Genomic DNA, 25,831 nt, shown 5'->3' on the forward strand with positions numbered 1-25,831 from the left:
CCGGCCATGCCCGTCTTGCGGGTCGTCAGCTACAACATCCACAAGGGCCGCTCGGCCACGGGTGGGCGGGAATCGCTGGCCGACCTGCGGCTGGGTCTGTACGGCCTGCGGCCCGACCTGCTGTTCCTGCAGGAAGTCCAGGGCCGCAATCAGGTGCGCGGCAGCCTGGACGCACAGCACGAGTCCCTGGCGGCGGCCCTGCACATGCAGGCGGCCTACGGCTGCAACGCCGTGCGCCAGGCGACCGACCACGGCAACGCGCTGCTGTCGCGCTACCCCATCCTGTACTACGAGAACCAGGATATTTCCGACCACCGCCTGGAACAGCGCGGCCTGCTGCACGGCGTCGTGCGGGTCGGCGACGTGCCGGTGCATTGCCTGGTGGTGCACCTGGGTCTGCTGGCCGGAGGACGGTTGCGCCAGGTCCAGGCCCTGGCGGACCGCATCCAGCGCCTGGTGCCCGCGCACGAGCCGCTGCTGATCGCGGGCGATTTCAACGACTGGACCAACCGCCTGGCGCCGCTGTTCGTCGAGCAATTGGGGCTGGTCGAGGTATTCGCCGCCGCTCCACAGGGGTCGGACGAGATCTACCGGCTGCGGCGCACCGTATCGCGCCTGCGCGAACGCCTGGCCTGGCTGCCGGGCCAGGCGCTGCGCCCGATGCCCGAGCTGTCCATGAACGGCCATGCGCGCCTGACGCCGCCGCCCCGGACGTTCCCGTCCGTATTTCCCTGGCTGCGGCTGGACCGCATCTACCAGCGCGGCTTTGCCGTGCGGCGCGCGCGTGTGCTGCACGGCCTGCCCTGGAAGAAACTGTCGGATCACGCGCCGCTGGTGGCCGAACTGGAATTGCCCTGAAGCGGGGGAACTTTCCTGACCGGGACCTGCCTAAACTTCGTTACCTTGGAATTAGCACTCTTCCACGGAGAGTGCTAACATCAGTACTATCCAGTACGAGGACTTGTCGCCCATGACCACATCTTCGTCCGCTCTGTCGCTCGCGCCTTCCCAGCTGTCCCTCGCGGTCGCCAATCCGGGCGCGCTCGGCACCATCGATGCCTACATCAGCGCCGTGAACCGGCTGCCGATGCTCACCGCCGAACAGGAAGCCGACCTGGGCCGCCGCCTGCGCGATCACAACGACCTCGACGCCGCGCGCGACCTGGTCCTGTCGCACTTGCGCCTGGTGGTCTCCATTGCCCGCCAGTACCTGGGCTACGGCCTGGCGCACGCGGATCTGATCCAGGAAGGCAACATCGGCCTGATGAAGGCCGTGCGCCGCTTCGATCCCGACCGGGGCGTGCGCCTGGTGTCGTTTGCCGTGCACTGGATCCGCGCCGAGATCCATGAATATGTGGTGCGCAACTGGCGCCTGGTCAAGATCGCCACCACCAAGGCGCAGCGCAAGCTGTTCTTCAACCTGCGCCGCATGCGCCCCGACGGCCGCAGCCTGGGGCCGGATCAGGTCGCCGACATCGCTCGCGAGCTCGACGTACGTCCCGAGGACGTCACCGAGATGGAAGTCCGCCTGTCGGGCAACGACTGCGCCCTGGATGCGCCGTCCGACGACGAAGAACGCTACGCACCGTCCGACTGGCTGGCCGACGAGGCCCAGGAACCCGTCCAGGTGCTGGCACGCCGCGGCATGGATGCATTGCAGGGCGAAGGCCTGGAACACGCCCTTTCGTCCCTGGACGCGCGTTCCCAGCACATCGTCCGCGCCCGCTGGCTGGCCGACGACGGCGGCGCCACGCTGCATGAGCTGGCCGACGAATATGGGATCTCCGCCGAACGGGTGCGCCAGATCGAATCGGCGGCGCTGAAAAAACTGCGCGTCGCCTTGAGCGACCGCCAGGCGGATTTCGAGGCCGCCTGATTCCTGCCGTGCGGACGGCGGCCTGTCTCGCGCCGCCGCGAGCGCGCTGGCACCGGCCAGCCCTGGCCGATGGGTACCCTGCCGGCCAGTCACACTCTCTTGCATCTTTGCCGCCCACGCCGTGAACTTTCCGCGCGTCCGGCGGACCAATCCTCCATGAACGCATGCCGGCCACGCCGGTTTCGCCGTTCTGTCGTCCGCTTCTGCTTCTCCTCTTCCCCTCCCTATCGAAGCGGATGTTCATGGGATGCCGCCCGGCATCCCTTTTTTTGCCTGCCGGCAACGGATCGCGCAACCGGATACATTTTTCTAGGGGGGCGGTCCTTCGGCCCTGTAACATAGCATCCGGACGATCTGGAGCATTTTTCCGTCATGAAAATCGGCCTTTTGGTGTTCGGCCTGGCTGGCCTCCTGGCCCTGGTATCTTTCATGCCTCCCCTGGCAGGGCGTCTGCGCCTGCCTTATTCCGTGTTGCTGGCCATCGTCGGCTTCGTTCTGGGCGTCATCATTCACGTGCATGGCTGGGCGCCCGGCGTTGTGGCCGACTTCCTGGACACCCTGCAGCACTTCGAGATCTCTTCCGAGACTTTCCTGTTCGTCTTCCTGCCCGTGCTGCTGTTCGAGACCGCACTGGCCACGAACATCCGGCGGCTGCTGGACGACATCAGCCCGATCCTGGTGATGGCCATCGTGGCCGTGGTGGTCTGCACGGTGATGGTCGGTTTCTCGCTGGCGGCGATCTCCACCTACGGCCTGGTGGTCTGCCTGATGCTGGGCGCCATCGTGGCCACCACCGATCCTGTGGCGGTCGTGGGCATCTTCCGTGAGGTCGGCGCGCCACGCCGCCTGACCAACCTGGTCGAAGGCGAGGCGCTGTTCAACGACGCGGCCTCGATCGCCCTGTATTCAGTGCTGCTCAGCGTCCTGTTCGGTGGCACCGCACCCGCCGTGACCGATATCTTCGGCGGCTTCGTGATCAGTTTCCTGGGGGGCGGCCTGGCGGGCCTGGTCATGGGCCGGCTGGCGATCGGGCTGTTCCGCTGGCTGCGAGGCTGGCCCGCAGCCGAGATCACGCTGACCGTGGCGCTGGCCTATCTCACCTTTTTTTCGGCGGAGCACTATCTCGGGGTATCGGGCGTGGTGGCCACCGTGATCGCCGGCCTGGTGGTGGGCTCCGGCGGCCGCACGCGCATGTCGCCCACGACCTTCGAGCAGCTGGAAGGCGCCTGGGCGCAATTCGGTTTCTGGGCCAATTCCCTGATTTTCCTGTTCGCCGCCATGCTGATCCCGCGCATGATGGCGGAAATCACCTGGATGGAAGTCCTGCTGATCCTGGTCGTGTTCATCGTCACGCTGTGCGCGCGCGCGGTGATCGTCTATGGCCTGCTGCCGCTGCTGGGCCGGCTGCGGCTCAGTACCGAGGTCAGCCCGTCCTACCGGGCCGTGATGCTGCTGGGCGGCCTGCGCGGTGCCGTTTCCCTGGCGCTGGCGCTGGCCGTCACGGAGCAGCCGGCGGTGCCCCACGAGGCGCGGCAGTTCATTGCCGTGGCCACGACCGGGTTCGTGCTCATGACGCTGTTCATCAACGGTCTGACCCTGCGGCCGCTGATCCACCGGCTCGGGTTGAACCAGCTCTCGCCGGTGGACCGGACCCTGCGCGACCAGGCCCAGGTGGTCGAGCTCGAGGCCCTGCGCCTGAAAATCGACGATATCGCCCATAACGAACACATCGGCAGCGAGGTGCTGGAACGCCTGCATGCGGTGTTCGACGCCAGCCAGGCCGGCGTGGACACGGCCCAGGTGCATCAGCTGTCCCTGGACCAGAAGGTCGCTGTCGGCATGGGCATGCTGGCGGGCCGCGAGGAAGAAATGTTCTTCGAGACCCTCAAGGCCCAGGTCGTGGACTGGCGCACGGCCGAATCGCTGCTGGCGCGCGCCGAGCGGCTGGGGGATGCGGTGCGCTCGGGCGGCCTGCGCGGCTTCGAGGCCGCCATCGATGGCGACCTGCGGTATTCGCAGGCCCTGCGGCTGGCGCTGCGCCTGCATCACCTGACCGGCTGGCAGGGCTGGCTGGTGCGCGAACTGGCCCAGCGGTTCACGAACCTGATGTGCAAGTGGTCCGTGGCCCGGCGCCTGATCCAGTTCGCCCGGACCGATGTGCAGCCGCTGCTGGGGCCGGAAGTCACGGAGATCATCGTGGCCGCGCATCAGCGCCGCCTGACGCTGCTGGAAGGCGCGCTGCAGGCCCTGGCGCTGCAGTACCCGAACTATGCGCAATATCTCCAGGAAGCCTATCTGGCGCGCATGGCGCGCGCCATGGAACGCATCCGTTACCGCGACATGCTGACGCACAACCTGATCAGCGGGGAGACCTACTCCGACCTGATCCAGCAGGCCGACGCCCGCTGGGGGAAACTGGAAACGAGCGGGGTGCTGGACATCACCATGAGCGCGGCGGCGCTGGTGCAAAGGGTGTCGATGTTCGAGGGCATGGACGAGCGCACCATGGCCGCCATCCGCCGCGTGCTCAAGCCCCGCCTGGTCGTGCCGGGCCAGGAAATCCCCACCCGCTTCGGCCGCAGCCGCGCCATGTATTTCGTCGCTTCGGGCGCGGTGGTCCTGGATCTGCCCGATGGCACCACGGCCGAACTGGGCAGTGGCCAGATCTTCGGGGAAATGGCGCTGGTCATGGACCAGGATTTCCAGGCGCGGGCGCGGTCGCTGGGGTACAGCCGCCTGCTGATGCTCCAGGAGCGCGACTTCAAGCGCCTGCTGCAGCAGTACCCGATGCTGCGCGAAAAGATCGACCAGATCGTGCGCCAGCGCCTGCGGGCCGTGGAAGTCTGGCAGCAGTTCGAGTCCGGAGAGCGCCAGCACGAGCCCCTGCCGGATCTCGGGCGGACCGCGGTGGAGCAGGCTCCGGCCGATGCCGCGCAGGCGCCGGAGCCGGCATCGGCACCGGCCGATGCCGGCGCCAGGGATCCCGGGCCGGATTCGCCGTCTACAGCAGCAACTTGATGTCGTGGGCCATGTCTTCGGGCGTGAGAGACGGCCCGAGCAGGGCGCGGGCCTCGCCCTCGCGGTCGAGCAGGTAGAAGGCCGACGAGTGGTTCATGGCGTAGTGCTCGGGCGTCGGGCCGGCTTCCTTGGCGTAGAAGGCCTTGAATGAGCGGGCGGTCTTTTCCAGTTGCTCGGGGGTGCCCGTCAGGCCGATGAAGGATGGGTCGAAGGCCTGCACGTAGGCGCCCAGGACCTCGGGCGTGTCGCGGGCCGGATCGACCGACACCATGATGACGCGCACGTCGCCGGCCTGGTCCCCCAGCAGCTGCATTGCCTGGGCGGCCTGCGCCATGGCGGTGGGGCAGACGTCGGGGCATTGCGTGTAGCCGAAGAACACCAGCAGGACCTTGCCCTGGAAGTCGGCCAGCGTGCGGCGCTGGCCCGTGGTGTCGGTCATGTCCAGGTCGCGGCCCAGGTGGGATCCGGTGATGTCGTTGCCCTCGAAGGGCAGCGGTTCGGCCTGCGAGGAGCAGCCCGGCAGGGCCAGGGCGAGAGGCAGGGCGGCAAGGGCGCCAGCCAGGAGGCGGCGGCGCGGAATCGAGAACGGCATGTCCATCATCCAGGTCTGTGGGCCGGCGCCGCGGCGCTGCCCGGGTCGGAGTCGCGACGGGTCAGTTCAGGGCCAGGAGGCCCACCCAGTGATCCAGCAGCAGCGCGGCAAACAGCAGCGACAGGTACAGGATTGAATAATGGAATAGTTTACGCGCCCTGGCGTCGGAGTAGTTTCGATATAGCGCAATGGATTGCCACACGAAGCGGCCGCTGAGCAGGCAGGCGGCGGCCAGGTAGGCCAGGCCGCTCATGCGCACCACGTAGGGCATCATGGACGCCGCGAACAGCGCGATGCTGTAGAGCAGGATATGCAGCTGGGTGAAGTTCTGCCCGTGCGTGACCGGCAGCATGGGCAGGCCGGATTCCTCGTAGTCGTGGTGGCGGTACAGGGCCAGCGCCCAGAAGTGGGGCGGGGTCCAGATGAAGATGATCAGCACCAGCAGCCAGGCTTCGGCCGGTACGGCATCGGCCATGGCGGCCCAGCCCAGGGCCGGCGGCATGGCGCCCGACAGGCCGCCGATGACGATGTTCTGTGGCGTGAGCGGCTTGAGGATGGCGGTGTAGATCAGGGCGTAGCCGACGAAGCTGGCGAAGGTCAGCCACATGGTCAGCGCGTTGACCTGGGTGTACAGGATCCACATGCCGGCGCCGCCCAGGATGCCGGCCATCAGCAGGACCTGGTGGCTGCCGATCTGGCCGGAAGCCGTGCCGCGCCATGCCGTGCGTTGCATGCGGGCATCGGTTTCGCGTTCGACCAAGCAGTTGATGGAAAAGGCCGCCGCCGACAGCAGCCAGATGCCCACCGTGGCGTTCAGCGCCAGCCAGGGATCGGGCAGGCCGGGGGTGGCCAGGAACATGCCGATCACCGCGCAGAACACGGCCAGCTGCGTGACGCGAGGCTTGGTGAGCGCCATGTACTGGCGCAGCAGGGAAGGAGGACGGCGGGCGGCGGTGGTGGTCATGTTGGCATTCTAGGCGCTTCGGGGCGCGCCGCGGCTAGTGGGTTTCCCTGCCCCGGTGCGTGTTTGCCGGCTCTGGACAGGCGCCACAGCAGCGTGACGCCCACCAGGACGAGCCCGGCCGCGCCGCCGTTGTGCATCACCGCGATCAGCAGCGGCCACTGGAAGAAGATTGTGGTCAGCCCGGTCAGCAGCTGCAGGGCCAGCAGGGCCAGCAGCAGGCGCGCCGGCCCGGCCAGGCCGGGGGTGCGGCGCCAGCGCCAGGCCAGGATTCCCAGCAGGGCGATGACGAGGAAGGCGAAATTGCGGTGGGTCCAGTGGATGGCGGTCAGCGCATCCTGCGAGATGAGCTCGCCGGACGAGAGCTGCCCCAGCCCGCGCAGCAGGGCATACCCCTCGCGGAAGTCCATGGGCGGCAGCCAGGCGCCGTGGCATGTGGGGAAATCCATGCAGGCCAGGGCCGCGTAGTTCGTGCTGACCCAGCCGCCCAGTGCGATCTGCAGGAACAGCACGGCCAGCCCCAGGATCATCCAGGCGCGGCCGGCGCCCGGGTCGACGAGGATGGGAGCGTGGGCCTTTTCGCGTACGGCCAGCCAGGTCATCAGGGCCAGCAGGCTCATGCCCAGCACCAGGTGCGTGGTCACCACCAGGGGCATCAGCCGGTGGGTGACGGTCCAGGCGCCGAAGGCGCCCTGGATGCACACCATGACCAGCACGGCGCAGGCCAGCACCGGGCTGCGCCCCGGCTGGTGGCGCAGGCGCCAGGCACACGCCGTGATGGCGATGATCATCATGCCCAGGATGGCGCCGGCGTAGCGGTGGATCATCTCGATCCAGGCCTTGAAGGCGCTGACCGGGCCGTAGGGCATGGCCTCGAGGGCGGCGCGGATGTGGTCCCCGGCGCCCAGGGGGCTGAGGTGGCCGTAGCAGCCGGGCCAGTCGGGGCAGCCCAGGCCCGAATCGGTCAGGCGCACGAAGGCGCCGAACATGATCAGGTCCAGGGTCAGGAACCAGGTCAGGAACACCAGCTTGCGGTAGCGCGCGAGCAGGTGCGGCCGGGGCGGGTCCGTCCGGGCGGCGGACGGCGAGGCGGGGACGGTGGCGGGGCGGTTCATCAGCCGATCCGGGAGTTCTTCAGCAGCGTGCGGATGTCGTCGCGCACCGCTTCGGGTTGCTGGGCATCGGGAAAGCGCATCATCAGGTGTCCCAGGGGGTCGACGATCCAGAGGCCCCGGGCCAGTGCGGTTTCGGGATCCTGGGCGTCGGGAGCGAGCCACGCCGCCAGCCTGGCGGGATCCGCGCGCAGGATGTGCGTGCCGGCGTAGGCATCGCCGACCACGGGGGCGGCGGGCGCATCGTCGGTGATGAACCAGACCCGTTCCAGGCGGTCGACATCCTTGCCCTGGCTGGCGTGGGAATTGCGCAGCACGAACAATCCGCGGACGCAGGATTCCGGGCAGGCGCCGGGCCCCGCGCTGATCAGCAGCCACTGGCCCTTGAGCTGGTTCAGGTCGTAGGGCTGGCCCTGCGCGTCTGTCAGTGCCAGGTCGCCGGGGATGGGGCGCTGCGGCTCGATGAGCTGGCCGTAGTGCGTGCGCGTTTCGGGGCGCAATCCCAGGGCCGGCACGTAGTAGGCCAGCAGGGCGAACACCACCGGTGCCAGGCAGACCAGCAGGACGGCGATGAGGGGGCGGATGGATCGGGGGCGTGCGGGTGCGGTCGTCATGCGTTCCGGGAAGAAGTGGGACGGCGCAGGGTGCGCCAGGCCGTGAAGCCGGCCGCGATCAGCGCGATCGCGGCGAAGCTGAACCATTGCAGGGCGTAATTGTAGTTCTGCCCGGCGTTCGTCGAGGGGCCGGGCCAATCCTGGATCAGGTCCGCATCCTGCGTGGGCGCCTGCTGCAGCACCACCGGCAGCAGGTCCAGGCCGGTGGCCGCCGCCAGGGCGTCCAGCGGCAGGTTCTGCACCCGAGGCGGGACGCCGTCGGCGGCGGGAAAGGGCCGGGGCAGGACCTCGCCGCCGGCCCGCCCCGTCAGGCTGCCCAGGTCGAACAGGCGAGGCACCCGGTGCAGCAGCGTGCCCCGGACCAGGACGGTGCCGGGGGCTGCGCTCAGGTCGGGCAGCGCGGCGGGCGGCAGCGGGCGGGCCACCCAGCCGCGCAGCACCAGCACGGCGGTGCCCGGGCTGTCCTGCAGTTCCAGGGGCGTGGCGACCCAGAGACCGGGCAGGCCTTTGAGGTTGCGATTGTCGAGGAGTACAGTAAACGGATTCAGCCAGTGTCCGCGGGCGCTGGCCGGATGCCAGTCGGGGCCGTCGCGATGCTGTGCATCCAGCGTCTGGGCCGGTGCCCGCCGGCCCGCCTCGATGGCGGCCAGCAGCGCTTCGCGTTCATGGGCGCGGCGCAGTTGCCACTGGCCCGCTCCGATGCAGACCGCCCCCAGCAGCACCAGCAGGACCATGGCCAGGACGGCCTTCGTGCGGGTTGCGGGTTGCTGCGGGGTCATACGATGCTTACATCCTGATATTGCGGGGAAATCCCATGAAATTCGTGATCGTCGCGCTGTTCCTGGGGGTGCTGGTCAGCCTGGGGTCTGCCATGAAGTATCTCATGCAGGACCGCGGCCGTACCGACCGGATGGCCTGGGCCCTGACGTGGCGGGTGGGGTTGTCGATCCTGCTGTTTCTTTTCCTGCTGCTGGCGCATGCCCTGGGCTGGATCGACGCAACGGGGCTGCAGGTTCAATGAGCCCGTCGTGAGCCGGTCCGGACGGGCCGGCCCCTGACGGGCGGATCCGCGCGGCCCAGGGCCGCGCGGCGGTGGGCGGCCTGCCGGCCGGTAGCCAGCCTGCCGCCTGCGCGATCTACAGCCAGTACACGAAGATGTACAGGCCGAGCCAGACCACGTCCACGAAGTGCCAGTACCAGGCGGCGCCTTCGAACCCGAAGTGGTGGTCGGCGGTGAAATGCCCGCGCACCAGTCGCAGCCAGATCACGGTCAGCATGGTGGCGCCCAGGATCACGTGAAAGCCGTGGAAGCCGGTCAGCATGTAGAACAGCGCACCATAGGCGCCCGAGGTGAAGCGCAGGTTCAGCTCGGTGTAGGCGTGGTGGTATTCGTAGGCCTGGCAGGCGACGAAGGTGAAGCCCAGGATCACGGTCAGGGCCAGCCAGAAGATCGCCTTGGAACGGTGCGCCGCGCGCAAGGCGTGGTGGGCGATGGTCAGGGTCACGCCGGAAGACAGCAGCAGCGCGGTATTGATGGTGGGCAGCCAGAACGGCCCCACGGTCTGGAAGGGCGCGATGGTGCCGGCCGGCCCCTGGTTGGGCCAGGTGCCGCTGAATCCCGGCCACAGCAGCGTCTGCGTGTCCAGGCTGCTCAGCCACGGCGTGGTGACTTCGCGGGTGTACCACAGCGAGCCGAAGAAGGCCGAAAAGAACATGACCTCGGAAAAGATGAACCAGGCCATGCTCCAGCGGTAGGAATGGTCGATGCGCTGGCTGTTCAGGCCGCCTTCGGACTCGCGGATCGCGTCGCCGAACCAGCCGTAGAGCACGACGAACATGCTCAGGATGCCCAGCAGGCAGAGCCAGGGCCCGATCGCATAGCTGTTGACCCACAGCGCCGCGCCGACCAGCGTGGCCAGCATGCTCAGGCTGGCCCTGATCGGATGGACCGAATCGGGCGGGACGTAGTAGTAGGGTGCCTCGCCGGCATGGGCCATCTTGGCTGTCGTCATTGTTGTCTCTCCTCTGGATCTTCCGTCTTTTAGGCCGTCGCCAGGCGCACGGCCAGTATCAGCAGCAATACGAACACCGCCCCGCTGATCAGGCCCGCCACGATCAGGTGCGACGGGCGCAGGTGCGACAGGTCCTCGTCGTGTCCGGAGCGCTTGCGCAGCCCCAGGAACGCCCAGGCGACCGTGCGCATCGAGCGCAGGAAGGTGTTGCGCGGTTCCGTCATGACACGACCCCGTACAGGTTGGCGCGCACGAAGGTCCACACCAGGATGGCCACGGCGAACAGGGCCAGGATCCATCCGGTGCGGCGATTGCGGCGGCGTTGCTCGGGCGTCATGTCGGGTCTCTCGGTGGCCTCAGTGGCTGGTTTCGAGGTTGGGCGGCGTGACGAAGGTATGGTGGGGCGCCGGCGAGGGCACCGTCCATTCGAGACCCTCGGCACCTTCCCACGGGTTGGCGGCCGCCTTGGCGCCGTGGCCGCGGAAGGCCTTGATCACGACGTAGGCGAACAGCAGCTGCGACAGCCCGAACCAGAAGGCGCCGATGGTGGCGACCTGGTGGAAGTCGGTGAACTGCGCGGCGTAGTCCGCGTAGCGGCGCGGCATGCCGGCCAGGCCCAGGAAGTGCATCGGGAAGAAAGTGATGTTGAACGAGATCATCGTCATCCAGAAGTGCCACTTGCCCAGGCGCTCGTCGTACATGTGGCCGCACCATTTCGGCAGCCAGTAGTAGGTGGCGCCGAACAGGGCGAACAGCGAGCCGGCCACCAGCACGTAGTGGAAGTGCGCCACCACGTAGTAGGTGTCCTGCACCTGGATGTCGATCGGCGCGACCGCCAGCACCAGTCCGGTGAAGCCGCCGATGGTGAACACGAAGATGAAGCCGATGGCGAACAGCATCGGGGTTTCGAAGGTCATGGATCCGCGCCACATGGTGGCTGTCCAGTTGAAGACCTTGACCCCCGTGGGGATGGAAATCAGCATCGTGCCGTACATGAAGAACAGCTGGGCGGTGACCGGCATGCCGGTGGTGAACATGTGGTGCGCCCACACCAGGAACGACAGGATGGCGATGGCGCAGATGGCGTACACCATCGACGCGTAGCCGAACAGCCGCTTGCGCGCGAACGTCGGCACGATCTGCGACACGATCCCGAAGGCCGGCAGGATCATGATGTAGACCTCGGGGTGGCCGAAGAACCAGAACACGTGCTGGTACAGCACGGGGTCGCCGCCGCCGGCGGCATTGAAGAAGTGGGTGCCGAAGTGGCGGTCGGTCAGCAGCATGGTGACCGCGGCGGCCAGCACCGGCATCACGGCCAGCAGCAGGTAGGCCGTGACCAGCCAGGACCAGCAGAACAGCGGCATCTTCATCAGGGACATGCCCGGCGCGCGCATGTTCAGGATGGTGACGATGATGTTGATCGCGCCCATGATGGACGACGCGCCCAGGATGTGCACGGCGAAGATCGCGAAGTCCATGCCCGGGCCCATCTGCAGCGACAGCGGCGCGTACATGGTCCAGCCCGAGGCATTGGCCCCGCCCGGCACGAAGAACGACGTCGTCAGCAGGATCGCGCCCACCGGCAGCAGCCAGAAGCTGAAGTTGTTCATGCGCGCGAACGCCATGTCGGACGCGCCGATCTGCAGCGGGATCATCCAGTTGGCGAAGCCCACGAAGGCGGGCATGATCGCGCCGAAGATCATGATCAGCCCGTGCATGGTGGTGAACTGGTTGAACAGCTCGGGCTGGAAGAACTGGATGCCGGGCTCGAACAGTTCCGTGCGCAGCAGCAGGGCAAGCGTACCGCCCTCCAGCAGCATGCAGAACGAAAAGATCAGGTACATCGTGCCGATGTCCTTGTGGTTCGTGGCGAACACCCAGCGCCGCCAGCCGCTCGGGACGTGGTGGGCGTGTTCGTCATGCCCGGTGTGGGGCGGAATGTGATCGACCGTGACGCTGCTCATTGGATGCCTCCTTCCTTGGGCGCGCCGCCGTCCGGGCGGCGCGAGGAAATTTCGTGTGAATTCGCGATGCGGGTTGCGTTCCGGATCAGCGCAGGGCCTTGACGTCCGAGGGCTGGACGACGGGGTCCTGGCCCTTGCCGGCGTTGTCCCAGGCGTTGCGCGTATAGGTGATGACCGAGGCGATCTGGGTGTCGCTGAGCTGGTCGCGGAAGGCGGCCATCGCCGTGCCCGGATGCCCGTTCAGGACCGTGAGGATCTGGTCCTTCATCGGTCCCAGCACGAATTTGTCGCCGTTCAGGGCGGGGAAGGTGCCGGGGATGCCCTCGCCGTTGGCCTGGTGGCAGGCCACGCAGTTGGCGGCGAACACCTGCTTGCCCTTGTCGGCCAGCTCGTCCTTGGACCAGGTCTTGTTCGGATCCTCGGACGCCGCCGCCATGGCCGTCTTTTGCTGAGCGGCCCATTGGGCGTAGTCTTCCTGCGATTTCACTTCGACCACGATCGGCATGTAGGCGTGGTTCTTGCCGCAGAGTTCGGCGCATTGGCCGCGGTAGACGCCGGGCTTCTCGGCGCGGAACCAGGTGTCGCGCAGGAAGCCGGGGATGGCGTCCTGCTTGACGCCCAGCTCGGGCACCATCCAGGCGTGGATGACGTCGGCGGCCGTCAGCACGACGCGCACTTTCTGGTTGACCGGCACCACCAGGGGCTGGTCGACTTCCATCAGGTAGGTGTCGCTGGCCGGTGCCTTGCCTTCGATCTGGTCCTGCGGCGTGGAAAGGTTGGAAAGGAAGTGCACCCCGGTCGCCGGCCCGTCGAGGTATTCGTACCCCCACTTCCATTGGTAGCCGGTGGCCTTGATGGTGAGATCGGCGCTGGTGGTGTCCTTCATGGCGACCACGGTGCGCGTGGCCGGGATGGCCATGCCGACGATGATCAGGAAGGGGATCACCGTCCAGGTGAGCTCCAGGCCGAGGTGTTCCTCGAATTTGGCGGCCTTGTGGCCCTTGTCCTTGCGGTGGCGGATGATGGAATACAGCATCACGCCGAACACGCCGATGAAGATCAGCGTACAGATGACCAGCATCATCCAGTGTAGAGAGTAGATTTCCCTGGCGATGGGAGTGACCCCGGTGTGGAGGTTCAGCTGGTTGACCGCCGGCCCCCCCGGCATGTCCTGAACCTGTGCTCCTGCAGCTGTCGCCCATGACAGCGCAACCATGCCCAACGTCCCTCTGACCATCTTCATGTTGTCCCTTTGTTGGCGTGTATTTTTTAGGGCCAGGTTGACTTTCGTCAAAAAAGAACGAGAGAACAACCGGGCCTGCACACATGGATGGATCGCCAGACCGTACAATGAATCGCGGCAGCTGCAGCCTGGGTATCCTTATAAACCTGAAGGGATTATAGCCACTGGCCACGGCTTGTGCAGACCGGGTCACGCGCCGTTCATCGGCTTTGCGGGTTTCCACCAATCCCCGAATCCTGCGGATATCGGGCGGATTCGCCCGGCACGGGGCCGTCCGGCGGGGCTGCCCCGCGTCCGGACTCATCCACTACAATGCCCGGATGGATGCCACTTCAGCGGCCTTTACCTTGGATGACCTGCAGGCGCGCAATGCGCGCCTGGTTCGCCGCGCCCAACAGTTGCCGCCCGCAGGCGCGCGCCCGACCACCATCGCGGGCCGGGTCGGGGGGTGGATCGGTCCGGCTGCGCTGTCCGCCGTCGCCGGGTTGCCGGGTGTCCATGTCGAACCCGAAGCCGTGCATTTCACCGCCGCACCGGCCGCGCGGCTGAACCTCGATGCCGTGCTGCGCAGCGTGGCGCTGGCCTTGCGGGATGCGGGCTGCATCCGGTCCTGGCGCGACGAACTGCTGGACGTCATGGCCGAAGGCCGGTCGCTTGGCTGCATAGAGCGCGGTGCCGTGCGGCCCCTGGGCCTGCTGACGCAGGCTGTTCATCTGAACGGCTGGACTCCTGACGGGCGCCTCTGGGTGGCACGCCGCGCCCTGAACAAATCCACCGATCCCGGCCTGTGGGATACCCTGGCGGGCGGGCTGGTCGCCGCGGGCGAAGACACGGAATCCGCGTTGTTGCGCGAAACCCAGGAAGAGGCCGGCCTGCCGGCCGTGGCGCTGGCCGCCCACGGTCCGCTGCGCACGGTGCTGCGCATGCACCGCCGTCTGGAAGACGGCTACCAGGTCGAAAACGTGCTGCTCAGCGATTGCGTCCTGGACGCCGGGGCCGTGCCGCAGAACCAGGATGGCGAGGTCTTGGAATTCCGTTGCCTGGCGATGCAGGATCTGTGGGATATGATCGTCCATGGCGCCTTCACGCTGGAAGCCGAGCTGGCCATCCTGGATTCACTGCGGCATCGCGCGCAGGGCGCATCCGGCGGGGCGACCCCCTAATTCAATCCCGGCATGGTGCCGGCGGAGGCAATCCATCATGGCGCAAGACTCCACCAATCCCTTCGTGTTTCCCGGGTTCGGTCAGCAGGGCGAGGCGGCGCGCAATCCGCTGTTCGCGGGCCTGGACATGATGCGCCAGGCCTGGCAGAACATGGCGGGCGCCGGCGGCCTGGATCAGGCGCCATTGACGCCGATGTCGCTCGAAGACCTCGACCGGCGCATCCGCGAACTGCAGACGGTGCAGAACTGGCTGCAGCTGAACGCCACGATGCTGTCCAACACCATCCAGGGTCTGGAAATCCAGCGCAGCACACTGAAGACCCTGAAATCCTTCGCGGGCGGTGCTTTCCAGGGCGCTGGTGCGGGCGCGGAGTCCGCCGGCGGGGCGGATGCGGCCGGTACGGAATACGCCCGTGCGGCCGGCGAATGGTGGAACATGGTGCAGCAGCAGTTCGAGCAGCTGGCCACCGCAACCGCCGCCGGCCTGCAGGGCATGGCCGAAACCGCCGGGCAGGCGGCCGACCCTGCCGCCAGGCGCGCAGCCCCCGCCCGCAAGAAGCCGGCCGCCGCCCGCAAGCAACCGGCCGGCAAGCCCGCGGCCAAGAAAACCGCACGGCGATCCCGTACCTAGGTCTCGCCGCCCTCATTCCCCGGCCCGGCCGGCTGGCCGGGCCTTTCGATTCCAAACCACGCGTCATTTCATGCTGAACATCATCATTCTGGCCGCCGGCCTGGGCAAGCGCATGCAATCCGACCTGCCCAAGGTCCTGCATCCGATCGCCGGCAAGCCCATGCTGGCCCATGTCCTGGATACGGCGCACGCCCTGTCTCCCGACCGGATCGTGGTCGTCACCGGCCACGGAGCCGAACGGGTCCAGGCGGCATTCGCGGGACAGGACCTGTGCTTTGCGTTGCAGCAGCCCCAGCTGGGCACAGGCCACGCCGTGATGCAGGCGCTGCCCCATCTGCTGGAAGGCGGTGCGGATGACGTCAGCCTGGTGCTGTACGGCGATGTGCCGCTGGTGCGTGCGGACACGCTGCGGGCGTTGCTCCAGGCGCGTGGCGACGGCCTGGCGCTGCTGACCGAGACCCTGGACGATCCCACCGGCTACGGGCGCATCGTGCGCGACGCTGCGGGCCGGATCCGCCGCATCGTCGAGCACAAGGACGCCAGCCCCGAAGAGCTCGCCATCCGCGAAGTCAACACCGGCATCCTGGCTGCGCCCACGGCGGCGCTGCGGGATTGGCTGGGGCGGATCGACAACCGCAACGCCCAGGGCGAGTACTACCTGACCGACGTCGTCGGCCTGGCCGTCGCCGACGCCATGCCGGTGTCGCATGCGCAGCCGTCGGCTGGCTGGGAAACGCTGGGCGTCAACAGCCGCGTCCAGCAGGCCCAGCTGGAGCGCATCTGGCAGGGCGAACAGGCCCGCCAGCTGCTGGAACAAGGCGTCACGCTGGCGGATCCCGCGCGTTTCGACCTGCGCGGCACGCTGGCCTGCGGGCGCGACGTCTTCATCGACGTGGGCTGCGTCTTCGAGGGCGAAGTCCGGCTGGCCGACGGCGTGCGCATCGGGCCGCATTGCGTGATCCGCGACGCGCACATCGGCGCGGGCACGATGCTGGAAGCCTACACCCACGTCGAAGGCGCCCGGGTGGGCGAGGCGGCCCGGATCGGCCCCTATGCCCGCCTGCGGCCCGGGGCCGACATCGGCCCGGATGCGCATGTGGGCAATTTCGTCGAGCTGAAAAAGACCCGTCTGGGCAGGGGATCCAAGGCCAATCACCTGGCCTACCTGGGCGATGCCGAGATCGGCGAGCGCGTCAACGTCGGCGCGGGCACCATCACCTGCAATTACGATGGCGTCAACAAGTTCCAGACCGTGATCGAGGACGATGCCTTCATCGGGTCGGATACCCAGCTGGTCGCGCCTGTGCGCGTGGGCAAGGGCGCCACGCTGGGCGCGGGCACGACGCTGACGCGGGATGCGCCCGCGGGCGAACTCACCCTGTCGCGGGTGCGGCAGCAGTCCGTGCCGGGCTGGAAACGGCCGACGCGCAAGTCGTGACGCCGCCGGAGGCGTCGTGCGCATCCTGCACCTGAACCTGGAAAAGGGCTGGCGGGGCGGCGAGCGCCAGACCCTGCTGACGCTGCGCGGTCTGCGCGCGGGCGGCCACGAGGTCGCCCTGGCCGCCCGCGCGGGCGGGCCGCTGGCCGAACGCGCCGCCGCCGAAGGCATCCGGGTGTTCGGCTGCGGTGGCGCCCTGGGGTTGGCGCGCGTCCTGCTGATGGCGGGCTGGCGCTACGACGTGCTGCATGCGCAGACGGCCCAGGCCATGAGCCTGCTGGCGGTGTTGCGGCCATTGCTGAGGCCCGCGCTGGTGTTCACGCGCCGCACGGCGTTCGACGCCCCCGGCGCGGCCGATCGCCACCGCTGGAAATGGTCGCGGGCCGATGCGCTGGTGGCGATCAGCGAAGCGGCTGCGGCGGCGCCCCGGGCGCTGGGCCTACCCGTCACCGTCATCCCCAGCGCGGTCGAGTCCGTGCAGGCCGATCCCGAAGGGGTGCGCGGGCTGCAGACGCGCTTTGGCCTGGCGGGGCGGCGCGTGCTGGTCACGGCGGCGGCGCTCAGCCCCGAAAAGGATCCCCTGACCCTGATCGAGGCGATTGCGATCCTGCGCCGCGACCACCCCGACGTGGCGTGCCTGCATTGCGGCGCGGACGGTGCGGCGGCAGGCGCGGCACGGGCGCGCGTGGCCGAGCTGGGCCTGCAGGATCACTATCGGTTCGCGGGCTTCCTGCCCCAGGTGGCCGATGCCCTGGCGCTGGCCGAAGCCTACGTCAGCAGTTCGCGTTTCGAGGCCCTGGGCACCAGCGTGCTGGACGCCTGCCTGGCCGGTCTGCCGGTGGTGGCCACGGATGTCGGCGGGCACCGTGAAATCCTGGCGCCCGACCGGGGGCTGCTGGTGCCGGCGGGCGATGCCGCAACCCTGGCGCGCCGCATTTCCTGGGTGCTGGATCATCCCCAGGCGGCGCGGGCCATGGGCGACCGGGCGCGTGAAACGGCGGCACGGGAATATGCCGTGCCGGCCATGGTGGCGCGCTACGAGAGCCTGTATCGCGGCCTGCAGCGGGCCTAGCGCCGAGCGCCGCAGACCGGCCGGCGCGGCGCCGGCGGAATCGCTCGGGTCACGGCAGCGGGCGCAGCGTCTCGCGGTACCGCTGGCCGTGCTCGACATAGTGGCGGGCGCTGGCTTCGAGACCAGCCACTTCTTCGTCGGAGAGGGTGCGGACCGCCTTGGCGGGCGATCCCAGGATCAGGGATCGTTCCGGAAAGGTCTTGCCTTCGGTGACCAGCGCGCCCGCGCCGACCAGGCAATGGCGGCCGATCACGGCGCCGTTCAGGACGATGGCCTGGATGCCGATCAGCGCGCCGTCTTCCACCGTGCAGCCGTGCAGCATGGCCTGGTGGCCCACGGTGACGTTGCGGCCGATGCGCAGCGGCCTGCCGGCATCCACGTGCAGCACGGCGCCTTCCTGGATGCTGGTGTTCTCGCCCACGGCGATTGGTTCGTTGTCGGCCCGGATCACGGCGCCGGGCCAGACGCTGGCGCCGGCCCCCAGCGTGACGGCGCCGATCAGGGTGGCCTCGGCCGCCACGAAGGCGGACGGGTCGATGTTCGGGGTCAGGTCCCCCAGGGCGTAGCAGGTCATTGGCGGTCTCCGGACGGGCCGCGCGCCGGCTGTCCGGAAAGCCGGCCGGCGCAGGCGGCATATGTGTGCAGGGATCGTAGCACGTGCCGGCGGCACGCCCGCCCGGCGCCATGCGCGGCCCTATAATCGCGCCATGACGACCCGCATCCTCATCGTACGCACGTCCTCGCTCGGGGATCTGGTGCACATGCTGCCCGCCATCAGCGACATCGCCCGGCACGTGCCGGGCGCATCGATCGACTGGCTGGCCGAGGAAGCCTTCGCCGAGATTCCTTCCTGGCATCCTGCCGTGCATGAGGTCATACCGGTCGCGCACAGGCGCTGGCGCCGGCACTGGTGGTCGGCCGACACGCGCCGCGAGCGTGCCGCCCTGCGCGCCACCCTGGGCGCGCGCCGCTACGACGTCATCCTGGACATGCAGGCGCTGATGAAATCCATCTGGCTGGTCCGCCAGGCAAGCGGCGTGCGCCACGGCCTGGACTGGAAGTCGGCGCGCGAACCGCTGGCCTCGCTGTTCTACGACGTGCGCCACCGGGTGGAATTCTGGCAGCCGGCCATCATCCGTCAGCGAACCCTGGCGGCGGCGGCATTCGGCTACACGGTCGATGGCCCGCCGGACTTCGGCCTGGACGCCCTGACCCAAGGGGTGGCGATCGAGCCGGCCGCCCTGATCATGCCCTCGGCCAGCCGCGACGACAAGCTCTGGCCGGACGCCGATTGGCAGCAGGTCTTCGACGATCTGCAGGCGCGCGGCCTGGCGCTGCGGCTGCTGGCCGGCAACGAGGCCGAGCAGGCGCGCGCGCGGGAATTGATCCGCGGCCGCACGGACGCGACCGTCCTGCCGCGCATGGGGCTGCGCCAGGTCGCGGAACAGCTCGCCCGGGCCCGGATCATGGTGGGCCTGGACAGCGGCCTGACGCATCTGAGTGCCGGCCTGGGGCGTCCCACCATCGGCATTTACAAGGCGTCGACTCCGGTGCGCACGCCGCTGCAGGGGCCGGCCTACACCGCAAGTCTGGGCGAACGCGGCCAGGCGCCCGACGCGGGCCGCGTGCGGGCGGCCATCGCCGAAGCCCTGGACGAGGCCCGTGCCGGGGCGTCCCGGACGGATTTCGCCGTCCCCGCGGACGGTGCCTGAAATGGGCGGCGTACCGGGTTCCGCCCGGGGGCCCGGAGGGGCATGATGCGCATACTCTATTCCTGGCTGCTGCGGCTCCTGTCCCCCCTGTTGCTGGGCTGGATGGCCCTGCGCGCGCGGCGCGCGGGCGGCAAGTGGTCCGTGCTGGGGGCGGCGCGCTTCGGCTTCTATCGGCAGGACGAGGGCGATCCCGGCGCGGTCTGGATCCACGCGGTCAGTCTGGGCGAAACCCGGGCCGCGCATCCGCTGATCCGGCTCCTGCTGGATCGGGGGCATCGGGTGTTGCTGACGCACCTGACGGCCACCGGGCGGGCCGAAGGGCAACGTGTCTATGCGGCGGAGCTGGCCTCGGGGCAATTGCGCCAGGACTGGCTGCCATACGACTTTCCGGGGGCGACGCGCCGTTTCATGCGCCATCACCGGCCGGCGGTCGGGGTCCTGATCGAACGCGAGGTCTGGCCCAATCTGGTGCACGCCGCCGTGCGCGCCCGGGTGCCGCTGGTGCTGGCCAGCGCCCGCATGTCCGAGGCTTCGCTGCGCGTCACACTGAGGCTGGGCGCGTTGCTGCGGCCGGCCTATGGGGCGCTGTCACGAACCTATGCCCAGTCGCTGGCGGACGCCGGGCGGCTGGAGCGCGCCGGTGCGCGGCAGGTTGCCGTATCGGGCAATTTCAAATTCGACCTGTGGCCCGACCAAGAGCGGATGGACCGGGGCGCCGGGTTTGCCGCCCGGCTGAGCCGGCGGATCGTGGTCATCGCCAGCACCCGCGAAGGCGAGGATGCCCCCTTCGTCGAAGCCATCCGCCGCGAACTCGAGCAGCGGCGCACGCGGGGCGATGATTCCGACCGGCCGTTGCTGTTCATCCTGGTGCCGCGCCATCCCGAGCGTTTCGATGCCGCCGCCGACCTGTTGCGGGCCGCCGGCCTGCCCCATGTGCGCCGCACCCGCCTGCTGGAGCTGGGCGGCGACGGCAGTACGGCGATCGAGGCGTGTCGCGATGTCACGGTGATCCTGGGCGATACGTTGGGCGAAATGGCCTGGTACTACGCCTGCGCGCAGGTGGCGATCGTGGGCGGCAGCTTTGCGCCGCTGGGGGGGCAGAACTTCATCGAGGCCAGCGCCCAGGGGCGTCCGGTGCTGGTGGGGCCGCATACGGCCAATTTCGAGCAGGCGGTCGGCGATGCCCTGGCTGCCGGCGCCGTTGCCCGTGCCGCCGACCCGGCCCAGGCCGTGCGACAGGCCTTGCGGTGGCTGGATGATCCTGCCGGCCTGGGCCGCATGGGCGAGGCCGCGCGCGACTGGGTGCGGCAGCATGCCGGCGCCGTGACGCGCGTGGCCGATGGCATCGAAGACCTGCTGGCGCGCACGCCGCGGCAGCAGCCCGGCGCCTGAGGCCCTGCGATCAGGCCGGTTCCAGCCCGTGGTATTTCTTGCCCAGCGCGATCGTCGCCTGGAAGAAGCCTTCCTTGCTGCCGCAGTCGTAGCGGATTCCGTCGTAGCGGTGGCCCAGCACGCGGCGCTGTTTCAGCAGACTGGCGATGGCGTCCGTGAGCTGGATTTCGCTGCCGACCCCGGCCTGGGTGCGGCGCAGGTGATCGAAGATTTCGGGTTCCAGGATGTACCGGCCCACGACCGCCTGGTTCGAGGGCGCGTCCAGGGGGTCGGGTTTTTCCACGATCCGGTCCACCCGCGTGTTGCGCGCGTCGATGGCCGTGCCGGCGATGATGCCGTATTTGCGGGAATCGGCCGGGTCGATGGTCTGGATGGCGAGCACGCTGCCATCGTGCTGGTGGGCGGCATCCACCAGCTGGCGCGTGACGGATGTGTCGGCGTCCAGCAGGTCGTCGGCCAGCAGCACGGCAAAGGGTTCGTTGCCCACGATGGGCTCGGCGCACAGGACCGCATGGCCCAGGCCCAGGGGCTGGGCCTGGCGGGTGTAGATGCAATGGACGTGCGGCGGCAGGATCTCGCTGACCATGTCCAGCAGGGCCCGCTTGCCCTTGGATTCCAGTTCGGCCTCGAGTTCGGGCATGCGGTCGAAATGGTCCTCGATGGCGCGCTTGTGGCGTCCCGTGACGAAGACCAGTTCCGTGATGCCCGCGGCCAGGGCCTCTTCGACGGCGTACTGGATCAGCGGTTTGTCGATGACCGGCAGCATTTCCTTGGGCATGGCCTTGGTGGCCGGCAGGAAACGGGTGCCCAGGCCTGCGACGGGGAATACGGCTTTGCGGATTGGTTTCATCGGACGGTGGCGTCGGCGGGAGGAACAGGCACGCCCAGGGTCAGGGCCTGCTGGTTGCGTTGCGACAGCGGTCGGGGCGTTCGCCCCTGCTCCGCCGGCGGCGGGCCGAAGAAGCCCTGGCCGTAGGCCAGCAGCGCCAGGTTGGCGATGACGGCAAGGGTCAGCAGGAAACGCATGCGTCGACCGGTGGAAAATAGACAATGCCTGCCAGTATATCAGCGGGTTCCGGGCACGCGGCGGGGCCTGTTTCAGGCGGATACGTTCGGGGTCGGGCCGGCGCAGCGCGATACCATGGCATGGTTGCAGGGCGGCCGGCCCCGCCACAAGCCGCCGTGAACGCACGCAATGAAAGGGAACCACATCATGCATCCGGATTTTTCGATCGATGGCCGCCACAAGGGCTTTCCCCTTGCGGCCGGGCCAGTGCGGGCCTCGCAGCTCGCCGAACGCGGCTGGAACGTGCTCGCGGATGACCTGGCCTATCCGCTGGCGGTGATCCGCCGGTCGGCTCTGGAACACAATGTGCGCTGGATGCAGGCGTATGCCCGGGACCGGCGCATCGTCCTTGCGCCGCACGGCAAGACCACCATGTCGCCCCAGTTGTTCGACCTGCAGCTGCGCGGTGGCGCCTGGGGGCTGACCTTCGCGACGATCCACCAGCTTTCCGTCGGGCTGGAGGCGGGCCTGCGGCGGGCCATCATCGCCAATCAGGTGGTGGCGCCCGCCGATCTGGATGGGCTCGATGTCTTGCTCGACCGGCATCAGGACCTGCGCGTGTGGTTCCTGGTCGATTCCATCGCTCAACTGCACTGCATCGAAGACTGGGCGCGCATGCGCGGCAGCCGGCGGGTCTTCGACGTGTTGCTGGAGGTCGGCATCCCGGGCCAGCGGACCGGCGTGCGGACGCGGGATGATGCGCTGGCCTTGGCGCGGGCCATCGGTGCCAGCGCGTCGGTGCGCCTGGGCGGCATCGAATGCTACGAAGGCGGGCTGGCGCAATGCGACAGCGCGCATGACGTGCCTGCCGTGACCGAGCTCGTGCGCCGTGTGATCAGGATCGCCGCGGAGTGCGATGCGCTGGGGTTGCTGCCCGCGGAAGATCCGATCCTCAGCGCCGGCGGCTCGGCCATTTTCGATCTGGTGGTGCCGTTGCTGCAGGGGGCGGGCCTGAAGCGGCCGTTCCTGGGCGTGCTGCGTTCGGGCTGCTACGTGACGCACGACCAGGGCAATTATCGGCGCCTGCTCAGGCTGATCGAGCAGCGGGCGGGCCTGCGGGATTCATTGCAGGCCGCGCTCGAGGTCTGGGCCATGGTGCAATCCGTGCCCGAGCCAGGCCTGGCACTGCTGACGTGCGGCCGGCGCGATATTTCCCATGACCAGGAAATGCCCTCCGTCCAGCGCTGGGCGCCGCGCGGCGTGCAAGCGGCGCAGGATGCGCCCGCATCCTGGAAGATCGACGCCCTGAACGACCAGCACGCCTACCTGCGTTTCGATCCGGCGCGGGACGGTCCGGCGGTGGGCGACCGGGTCGCGCTGGGCATTTCCCACCCCTGCACGACCTTCGACAAGTGGCGCTGGATGGCGGTGGTGGATGATGCCTGGATGGTCGTCGATGCGATCGAGACGCGGTTCTGACCCGGGCTGCCGACTCAGCCCCGGTTGCCGTCGATACGGTTCAGGCCGCCGTCCTGTGCGCGCGGTGCCGGGCCGGCCTGGAGTTCCGGGGCCGCCAGGCTGGCCAGTCCGTCCAGGACGGGGCTGTCCAGCCAATGCGGCAGGGGCGCGGCCCCGCCGGGGCAGGCGCGCGACAGCGCCGATTGCAGTTCTCCCTGGACGCGCGGCCAGTCGCCACCGCTGACGAACAACAGCGGCGATGTGCCGGGATAGGCGTCGGCGGCTAGCCGCCACTGGCGCAGCAGCGCGCCTGCCTGGGCTGCCGCGATGCCGCTGGCGATGGCGGTATCGGTATCGGCGGGGAAATCGGCGGGTTCGCCCCGGGCCAGGGGCAGTCCGGCCGTGCCCTGTGAAAGGCTGCGGGCCATCAGGGCCGCCCCGGGCAGGATCAGTCCGCCGATGAAGGCGGCCCGGTGCGTGCCGTCGGGCTGCGCCTGCCAGGCCAGGGTATCGACCGTGGTGGCGGTGCCGAAGCTGGCCAGGATGCAGGGCGCGCCTGCCTGCCAGGCCGGCTCGCCCCGGACGTGGCGCAGCAGGCCCAGCAGGCCCAGCCAGCGGTCGATGCCCAGTTGGGCCGGCTGCCGGTAGCCGTTCAGCAGCAGGTCGTGCCCGTCCCGGGTGTCATGCCAGCGCACCGGCAGCCCCCAGGCGTCGTGGCAGGCGCGTTCCAGGGTGTCGCGCACCGCGTGGCCGGCGACGTTGGAACCCAGGATGCGTGCGGGGATGAAATCCAGGCGCGCGGCCAGCCCGGGCAGTTCCGCATGATCCAGGGTCAGGGGTGGGGTGCAGGGCCGGGAGATGCCGGCGGCCAGCCAGGCGATCTTGACCCGGGTGTTGCCGGCGTCGATCAGCAGGATCATCGCTGCAGCCGCACGGAGATTTCACCGACCGAGATGGCCTGGACGCCGTCGGCGTTGCGCAACAGCAGGCGGCCGTCGGTATCGACACCGCAGGCCACGCCCGTGTGCCGCAGATGGCCGTCGTCGAGCACGTCCACCATGCGGCCCGCCAGTCCGTCGACTTCCGCGTAGCGGGCAGGCAGGTCGGCGAAACCCCGCGCGGTGGCCTGGTTCAGGGCTTCGTACCAGGACCGGGCGGCGCAGGCCGCCAGGTCGGCGGCCGTGGCGCGTGCCGCGACCGGATCGTCGGCTGCGATCTCGGCCCAGTCGGCGATGCGCCGATCCAGCGACTGCGACAGTGCCCGGGCATCTTCCAGGTTCAGGCCCATGCCGATGATGATCAGGTGGTGGTCGGAAGCCTGGGCGGTGCCCGAGCGGGTGGACTCGATCAGGATCCCGGCGAGCTTGGCCTGGTCCCAGAGCAGGTCGTTGGGCCACTTCATGGTCAGGCGCGTGCGCAGGCCGGCCCCGAGGCGCGTGCGCAGCGCCGCGCAGGTCGCCATGCCGATCAGGGGCGCCAGCGTCGGCAGCTGGCGGGTCGGCAGGAAGACGTCGAAGGCGCAGGAAAACATCAGGTTGGCGCCGACGCGGTTCTGCCAGGTGCGTCCGGCGCGCCCGCGGCCCCTGGACTGCAGGTGCGTGCCCAGCAGCCAGGGGCGGTCGGGCGGCCCTCCGGGGCGGCGCGCGCGTTCCAGCAGGTCGGCGTTCGTCGAGCCGGTGTGTTCGACCCAGTCCACCTGGCGGAATTGGGGCAGGGCTTCGCGCAGGGCATCGGCCATGGCATCCGGGCACGGCAGGACGCAGTCGGGATCGGGGGGAAGGCCGGCCATATGGGTAGAATGAGATCTGAAGCAGACAGGAGCATCCGCGCAGCCATGAGTTTACGCACAGAACAAGCCACATGCCAGGGTCCGGCGGGTCTGATCGAATACACCGTGGACCACCCGGAGGACGAACCTTCCGGCTGGGCCCTGGTGCTGCATCCGCATCCCCTGCATGGCGGCACCCGCGACAACAAGATCGTCACCACGGTGTCGCGCGCCTGCGTGCAGCACGGCCTGCTGGCCATCCGGCCCAATTTCCGGGGCGTGGGCGCCTCGCAGGGCACGTTCGACCGGGCGGTCGGCGAAACGGCCGACATGGCCGCCGTCGTCGAGCATGTCTTCCAGGCCTGGCCGCAGGCGGCCGCGGGGCCCTGGGTGCTGGCGGGCTTTTCCTTCGGGTCGGCCGTGGCCGCGCAGCTGCATGCCGACCTGGCCGATCGCGGCCTGCCGCTGCCGGCCCGTCTGATGCTGATCGGTTGCGCGGTCGAGCGCTTTCGTCATCGCCCCTTGTCCATGCCGCCCGATACGCTCATGATCCATGGCGAGCACGACGAAGTGGTGCCGCTTGCCGAAGGCATGGATTTCGCCCGGTCGCATCAGCTGCCCATGACGGTCGTGCCCGACGCGGGCCACTTCTTCCACGGCAAGCTGCTGATCCTGCGCCAGATCGTCAAGTCCGGGCTGTGTGGGCTCTGAGCAAGCCGCGGCCGGGAAGGCCGGCGGCGGGGGCATGTCGTTTCAGTTGCTTGCTTTTTGTCTCGAATTGCACCAGCCAAGCAGC

Annotated in this window: 27 protein-coding genes; 12 read left to right on the top strand and 15 right to left on the bottom strand. The window is 68.9% G+C overall.

The genetic code is table 11. The features are described 5' to 3' along the window. Window positions 1-6 precede the first annotated feature (6 nt). From ABD022_RS10575 to ABD022_RS10585, 3 genes are all read left to right on the top strand, one after another. Window positions 7-858 carry an endonuclease/exonuclease/phosphatase family protein gene (locus ABD022_RS10575; protein WP_343821278.1) on the top strand — a complete coding sequence of 284 codons (852 nt, stop codon included), beginning with the start codon at window positions 7-9 and terminating at the stop codon, window positions 856-858. Between the two features lie 112 nt (window positions 859-970). Further along, the gene (gene rpoH, locus ABD022_RS10580; protein WP_325123870.1) at window positions 971-1,876 is read left to right on the top strand and encodes an RNA polymerase sigma factor RpoH; all 906 of its coding nucleotides are present in this window, start codon (window positions 971-973) and stop codon (window positions 1,874-1,876) included. 372 nt (window positions 1,877-2,248) lie between these two features. Beyond that, on the top strand, window positions 2,249-4,894 hold the full coding sequence (locus ABD022_RS10585; RefSeq protein ID WP_343821280.1) for a cation:proton antiporter: 2,646 nt from the start codon (window positions 2,249-2,251) through the stop codon (window positions 4,892-4,894). On the opposite strand, the gene ABD022_RS10590 is transcribed toward ABD022_RS10585, so the two are convergent. Genes ABD022_RS10590 through ABD022_RS10610 form a run of 5 tightly spaced genes read right to left on the bottom strand, consistent with a single transcriptional unit; the run spans window position 4,878 to window position 8,952 of the window. After that, window positions 4,878-5,492 (bottom strand): SCO family protein, encoded by a 615-nt coding sequence (locus tag ABD022_RS10590; protein WP_325123888.1) that lies wholly within the window; start codon window positions 5,490-5,492, stop codon window positions 4,878-4,880. The genes ABD022_RS10585 and ABD022_RS10590 overlap by 17 nt on opposite strands. 55 nt (window positions 5,493-5,547) lie before the next feature. Continuing rightward, the gene (cyoE, locus tag ABD022_RS10595) at window positions 5,548-6,450 is read right to left on the bottom strand and encodes a heme o synthase (RefSeq protein ID WP_325123872.1); all 903 of its coding nucleotides are present in this window, start codon (window positions 6,448-6,450) and stop codon (window positions 5,548-5,550) included. Then, a complete protein-coding gene (locus ABD022_RS10600; protein WP_325123873.1) occupies window positions 6,447-7,562 on the bottom strand; it encodes a COX15/CtaA family protein in 1,116 nt (371 codons plus the stop codon). Before ABD022_RS10600 ends, cyoE begins: the two co-directional genes overlap by 4 nt. Beyond that, window positions 7,562-8,173 carry an SCO family protein gene (locus ABD022_RS10605; protein ID WP_325123874.1) on the bottom strand — a complete coding sequence of 204 codons (612 nt, stop codon included), beginning with the start codon at window positions 8,171-8,173 and terminating at the stop codon, window positions 7,562-7,564. Before ABD022_RS10605 ends, ABD022_RS10600 begins: the two co-directional genes overlap by 1 nt. Further along, a complete protein-coding gene (locus ABD022_RS10610) occupies window positions 8,170-8,952 on the bottom strand; it encodes an SURF1 family protein (protein ID WP_343821283.1) in 783 nt (260 codons plus the stop codon). Before ABD022_RS10610 ends, ABD022_RS10605 begins: the two co-directional genes overlap by 4 nt. A 35-nt stretch (window positions 8,953-8,987) precedes the next feature. Here ABD022_RS10610 and ABD022_RS10615 point away from each other — a divergent pair, with 35 nt between their 5' ends. Further along, window positions 8,988-9,194, top strand: a complete 207-nt coding sequence (locus ABD022_RS10615; protein ID WP_325123876.1) for a twin transmembrane helix small protein — start codon at window positions 8,988-8,990, stop codon at window positions 9,192-9,194. A gap of 115 nt (window positions 9,195-9,309) precedes the next feature. Here the strand turns inward: ABD022_RS10615 and ABD022_RS10620 are convergent, their stop codons facing one another. From ABD022_RS10620 to coxB, 5 genes are all read right to left on the bottom strand, one after another. Further along, window positions 9,310-10,185 (bottom strand): cytochrome c oxidase subunit 3, encoded by an 876-nt coding sequence (locus ABD022_RS10620; protein WP_325123877.1) that lies wholly within the window; start codon window positions 10,183-10,185, stop codon window positions 9,310-9,312. A 29-nt stretch (window positions 10,186-10,214) separates the two neighbouring features. After that, entirely contained in the window at window positions 10,215-10,409 is a 195-nt protein-coding gene (locus tag ABD022_RS10625; RefSeq protein WP_325123878.1) for a DUF2970 domain-containing protein, read from the bottom strand. Next, window positions 10,406-10,522 (bottom strand): cytochrome oxidase small assembly protein, encoded by a 117-nt coding sequence (locus ABD022_RS10630; RefSeq protein ID WP_325123879.1) that lies wholly within the window; start codon window positions 10,520-10,522, stop codon window positions 10,406-10,408. Before ABD022_RS10630 ends, ABD022_RS10625 begins: the two co-directional genes overlap by 4 nt. A 19-nt stretch (window positions 10,523-10,541) precedes the next feature. Continuing rightward, window positions 10,542-12,152 carry a cytochrome c oxidase subunit I gene (gene ctaD / locus ABD022_RS10635; RefSeq protein WP_325123880.1) on the bottom strand — a complete coding sequence of 537 codons (1,611 nt, stop codon included), beginning with the start codon at window positions 12,150-12,152 and terminating at the stop codon, window positions 10,542-10,544. An 85-nt stretch (window positions 12,153-12,237) separates the two neighbouring features. Continuing rightward, on the bottom strand, window positions 12,238-13,395 hold the full coding sequence (gene coxB, locus ABD022_RS10640; protein ID WP_343821285.1) for a cytochrome c oxidase subunit II: 1,158 nt from the start codon (window positions 13,393-13,395) through the stop codon (window positions 12,238-12,240). Window positions 13,396-13,742: 347 nt separating this feature from the next. Here coxB and ABD022_RS10645 point away from each other — a divergent pair, with 347 nt between their 5' ends. The 4 genes from ABD022_RS10645 to ABD022_RS10660 all read left to right on the top strand — a co-directional run bounded on the left by ABD022_RS10645 (window position 13,743) and on the right by ABD022_RS10660 (window position 17,699). Next, window positions 13,743-14,558, top strand: coding sequence for an NUDIX hydrolase (locus ABD022_RS10645; protein ID WP_325124512.1), 816 nt, complete (start codon window positions 13,743-13,745; stop codon window positions 14,556-14,558). 37 nt (window positions 14,559-14,595) lie between these two features. Beyond that, window positions 14,596-15,189, top strand: a complete 594-nt coding sequence (locus ABD022_RS10650; protein ID WP_325124511.1) for a PhaM family polyhydroxyalkanoate granule multifunctional regulatory protein — start codon at window positions 14,596-14,598, stop codon at window positions 15,187-15,189. A 70-nt stretch (window positions 15,190-15,259) separates the two neighbouring features. Beyond that, on the top strand, window positions 15,260-16,627 hold the full coding sequence (gene glmU / locus ABD022_RS10655) for a bifunctional UDP-N-acetylglucosamine diphosphorylase/glucosamine-1-phosphate N-acetyltransferase GlmU (protein ID WP_343821288.1): 1,368 nt from the start codon (window positions 15,260-15,262) through the stop codon (window positions 16,625-16,627). A 16-nt stretch (window positions 16,628-16,643) separates the two neighbouring features. Further along, entirely contained in the window at window positions 16,644-17,699 is a 1,056-nt protein-coding gene (locus tag ABD022_RS10660) for a glycosyltransferase family 4 protein (protein ID WP_343821289.1), read from the top strand. 49 nt (window positions 17,700-17,748) lie between these two features. Here the strand turns inward: ABD022_RS10660 and ABD022_RS10665 are convergent, their stop codons facing one another. Beyond that, entirely contained in the window at window positions 17,749-18,273 is a 525-nt protein-coding gene (locus ABD022_RS10665; protein ID WP_325124508.1) for a gamma carbonic anhydrase family protein, read from the bottom strand. Between the two features lie 133 nt (window positions 18,274-18,406). Here ABD022_RS10665 and waaC point away from each other — a divergent pair, with 133 nt between their 5' ends. Both waaC and ABD022_RS10675 read left to right on the top strand, forming a co-directional pair. Further along, window positions 18,407-19,411, top strand: a complete 1,005-nt coding sequence (gene waaC, locus ABD022_RS10670) for a lipopolysaccharide heptosyltransferase I (RefSeq protein WP_325124507.1) — start codon at window positions 18,407-18,409, stop codon at window positions 19,409-19,411. Window positions 19,412-19,453: 42 nt separating this feature from the next. Further along, window positions 19,454-20,803 carry a 3-deoxy-D-manno-octulosonic acid transferase gene (locus ABD022_RS10675; protein WP_343821291.1) on the top strand — a complete coding sequence of 450 codons (1,350 nt, stop codon included), beginning with the start codon at window positions 19,454-19,456 and terminating at the stop codon, window positions 20,801-20,803. A gap of 10 nt (window positions 20,804-20,813) precedes the next feature. On the opposite strand, the gene galU is transcribed toward ABD022_RS10675, so the two are convergent. Together galU and ABD022_RS10685 are read right to left on the bottom strand one after the other, a co-directional pair. Next, window positions 20,814-21,653: a UTP--glucose-1-phosphate uridylyltransferase GalU gene (gene galU, locus ABD022_RS10680; RefSeq protein ID WP_325124505.1), complete on the bottom strand. Its 840-nt coding sequence runs from the start codon at window positions 21,651-21,653 to the stop codon at window positions 20,814-20,816. Further along, entirely contained in the window at window positions 21,650-21,829 is a 180-nt protein-coding gene (locus tag ABD022_RS10685) for a hypothetical protein (RefSeq protein ID WP_325124504.1), read from the bottom strand. The genes galU and ABD022_RS10685 overlap by 4 nt, the downstream gene beginning before the upstream one ends. 187 nt (window positions 21,830-22,016) lie before the next feature. Here ABD022_RS10685 and ABD022_RS10690 point away from each other — a divergent pair, with 187 nt between their 5' ends. Beyond that, a complete protein-coding gene (locus tag ABD022_RS10690; RefSeq protein WP_343821293.1) occupies window positions 22,017-23,288 on the top strand; it encodes an amino acid deaminase in 1,272 nt (423 codons plus the stop codon). A 14-nt stretch (window positions 23,289-23,302) separates the two neighbouring features. Here the strand turns inward: ABD022_RS10690 and ABD022_RS10695 are convergent, their stop codons facing one another. Together ABD022_RS10695 and ABD022_RS10700 are read right to left on the bottom strand one after the other, a co-directional pair. Next, the gene (locus tag ABD022_RS10695; protein ID WP_343821295.1) at window positions 23,303-24,187 is read right to left on the bottom strand and encodes a type III pantothenate kinase; all 885 of its coding nucleotides are present in this window, start codon (window positions 24,185-24,187) and stop codon (window positions 23,303-23,305) included. Next, window positions 24,184-25,056, bottom strand: coding sequence for a biotin--[acetyl-CoA-carboxylase] ligase (locus ABD022_RS10700; RefSeq protein WP_343821297.1), 873 nt, complete (start codon window positions 25,054-25,056; stop codon window positions 24,184-24,186). Before ABD022_RS10700 ends, ABD022_RS10695 begins: the two co-directional genes overlap by 4 nt. A 45-nt stretch (window positions 25,057-25,101) precedes the next feature. Between ABD022_RS10700 and ABD022_RS10705 the strand changes: the two genes are divergently transcribed. Then, complete coding sequence (locus ABD022_RS10705; protein ID WP_325124500.1) at window positions 25,102-25,746, top strand: alpha/beta hydrolase; 645 nt, start codon at window positions 25,102-25,104, stop codon at window positions 25,744-25,746. Window positions 25,747-25,831 lie beyond the last annotated feature (85 nt).

It is taken from the genome of Castellaniella daejeonensis (assembly GCF_039523555.1).
Taxonomy (GTDB): Bacteria; Pseudomonadota; Gammaproteobacteria; order Burkholderiales; family Burkholderiaceae_B; genus Castellaniella; species Castellaniella daejeonensis.

Coding starts and splice junctions, on each gene's coding strand:
- ABD022_RS10575 (WP_343821278.1), top strand. CDS start 7: ATGCCCGTCTTGCGGGTCGTCAGCTACAACATCCACAAGGGCCGCTCG.
- rpoH (WP_325123870.1), top strand. CDS start 971: ATGACCACATCTTCGTCCGCTCTGTCGCTCGCGCCTTCCCAGCTGTCC.
- ABD022_RS10585 (WP_343821280.1), top strand. CDS start 2,249: ATGAAAATCGGCCTTTTGGTGTTCGGCCTGGCTGGCCTCCTGGCCCTG.
- ABD022_RS10590 (WP_325123888.1), bottom strand. CDS start 5,492: ATGGACATGCCGTTCTCGATTCCGCGCCGCCGCCTCCTGGCTGGCGCC.
- cyoE (WP_325123872.1), bottom strand. CDS start 6,450: ATGACCACCACCGCCGCCCGCCGTCCTCCTTCCCTGCTGCGCCAGTAC.
- ABD022_RS10600 (WP_325123873.1), bottom strand. CDS start 7,562: ATGAACCGCCCCGCCACCGTCCCCGCCTCGCCGTCCGCCGCCCGGACG.
- ABD022_RS10605 (WP_325123874.1), bottom strand. CDS start 8,173: ATGACGACCGCACCCGCACGCCCCCGATCCATCCGCCCCCTCATCGCC.
- ABD022_RS10610 (WP_343821283.1), bottom strand. CDS start 8,952: ATGACCCCGCAGCAACCCGCAACCCGCACGAAGGCCGTCCTGGCCATG.
- ABD022_RS10615 (WP_325123876.1), top strand. CDS start 8,988: ATGAAATTCGTGATCGTCGCGCTGTTCCTGGGGGTGCTGGTCAGCCTG.
- ABD022_RS10620 (WP_325123877.1), bottom strand. CDS start 10,185: ATGACGACAGCCAAGATGGCCCATGCCGGCGAGGCACCCTACTACTAC.
- ABD022_RS10625 (WP_325123878.1), bottom strand. CDS start 10,409: ATGACGGAACCGCGCAACACCTTCCTGCGCTCGATGCGCACGGTCGCC.
- ABD022_RS10630 (WP_325123879.1), bottom strand. CDS start 10,522: ATGACGCCCGAGCAACGCCGCCGCAATCGCCGCACCGGATGGATCCTG.
- ctaD (WP_325123880.1), bottom strand. CDS start 12,152: ATGAGCAGCGTCACGGTCGATCACATTCCGCCCCACACCGGGCATGAC.
- coxB (WP_343821285.1), bottom strand. CDS start 13,395: ATGAAGATGGTCAGAGGGACGTTGGGCATGGTTGCGCTGTCATGGGCG.
- ABD022_RS10650 (WP_325124511.1), top strand. CDS start 14,596: ATGGCGCAAGACTCCACCAATCCCTTCGTGTTTCCCGGGTTCGGTCAG.
- glmU (WP_343821288.1), top strand. CDS start 15,260: ATGCTGAACATCATCATTCTGGCCGCCGGCCTGGGCAAGCGCATGCAA.
- ABD022_RS10665 (WP_325124508.1), bottom strand. CDS start 18,273: ATGACCTGCTACGCCCTGGGGGACCTGACCCCGAACATCGACCCGTCC.
- waaC (WP_325124507.1), top strand. CDS start 18,407: ATGACGACCCGCATCCTCATCGTACGCACGTCCTCGCTCGGGGATCTG.
- ABD022_RS10675 (WP_343821291.1), top strand. CDS start 19,454: ATGATGCGCATACTCTATTCCTGGCTGCTGCGGCTCCTGTCCCCCCTG.
- galU (WP_325124505.1), bottom strand. CDS start 21,653: ATGAAACCAATCCGCAAAGCCGTATTCCCCGTCGCAGGCCTGGGCACC.
- ABD022_RS10685 (WP_325124504.1), bottom strand. CDS start 21,829: ATGCGTTTCCTGCTGACCCTTGCCGTCATCGCCAACCTGGCGCTGCTG.
- ABD022_RS10690 (WP_343821293.1), top strand. CDS start 22,017: ATGCATCCGGATTTTTCGATCGATGGCCGCCACAAGGGCTTTCCCCTT.
- ABD022_RS10695 (WP_343821295.1), bottom strand. CDS start 24,187: ATGATCCTGCTGATCGACGCCGGCAACACCCGGGTCAAGATCGCCTGG.
- ABD022_RS10700 (WP_343821297.1), bottom strand. CDS start 25,056: ATGGCCGGCCTTCCCCCCGATCCCGACTGCGTCCTGCCGTGCCCGGAT.
- ABD022_RS10705 (WP_325124500.1), top strand. CDS start 25,102: ATGAGTTTACGCACAGAACAAGCCACATGCCAGGGTCCGGCGGGTCTG.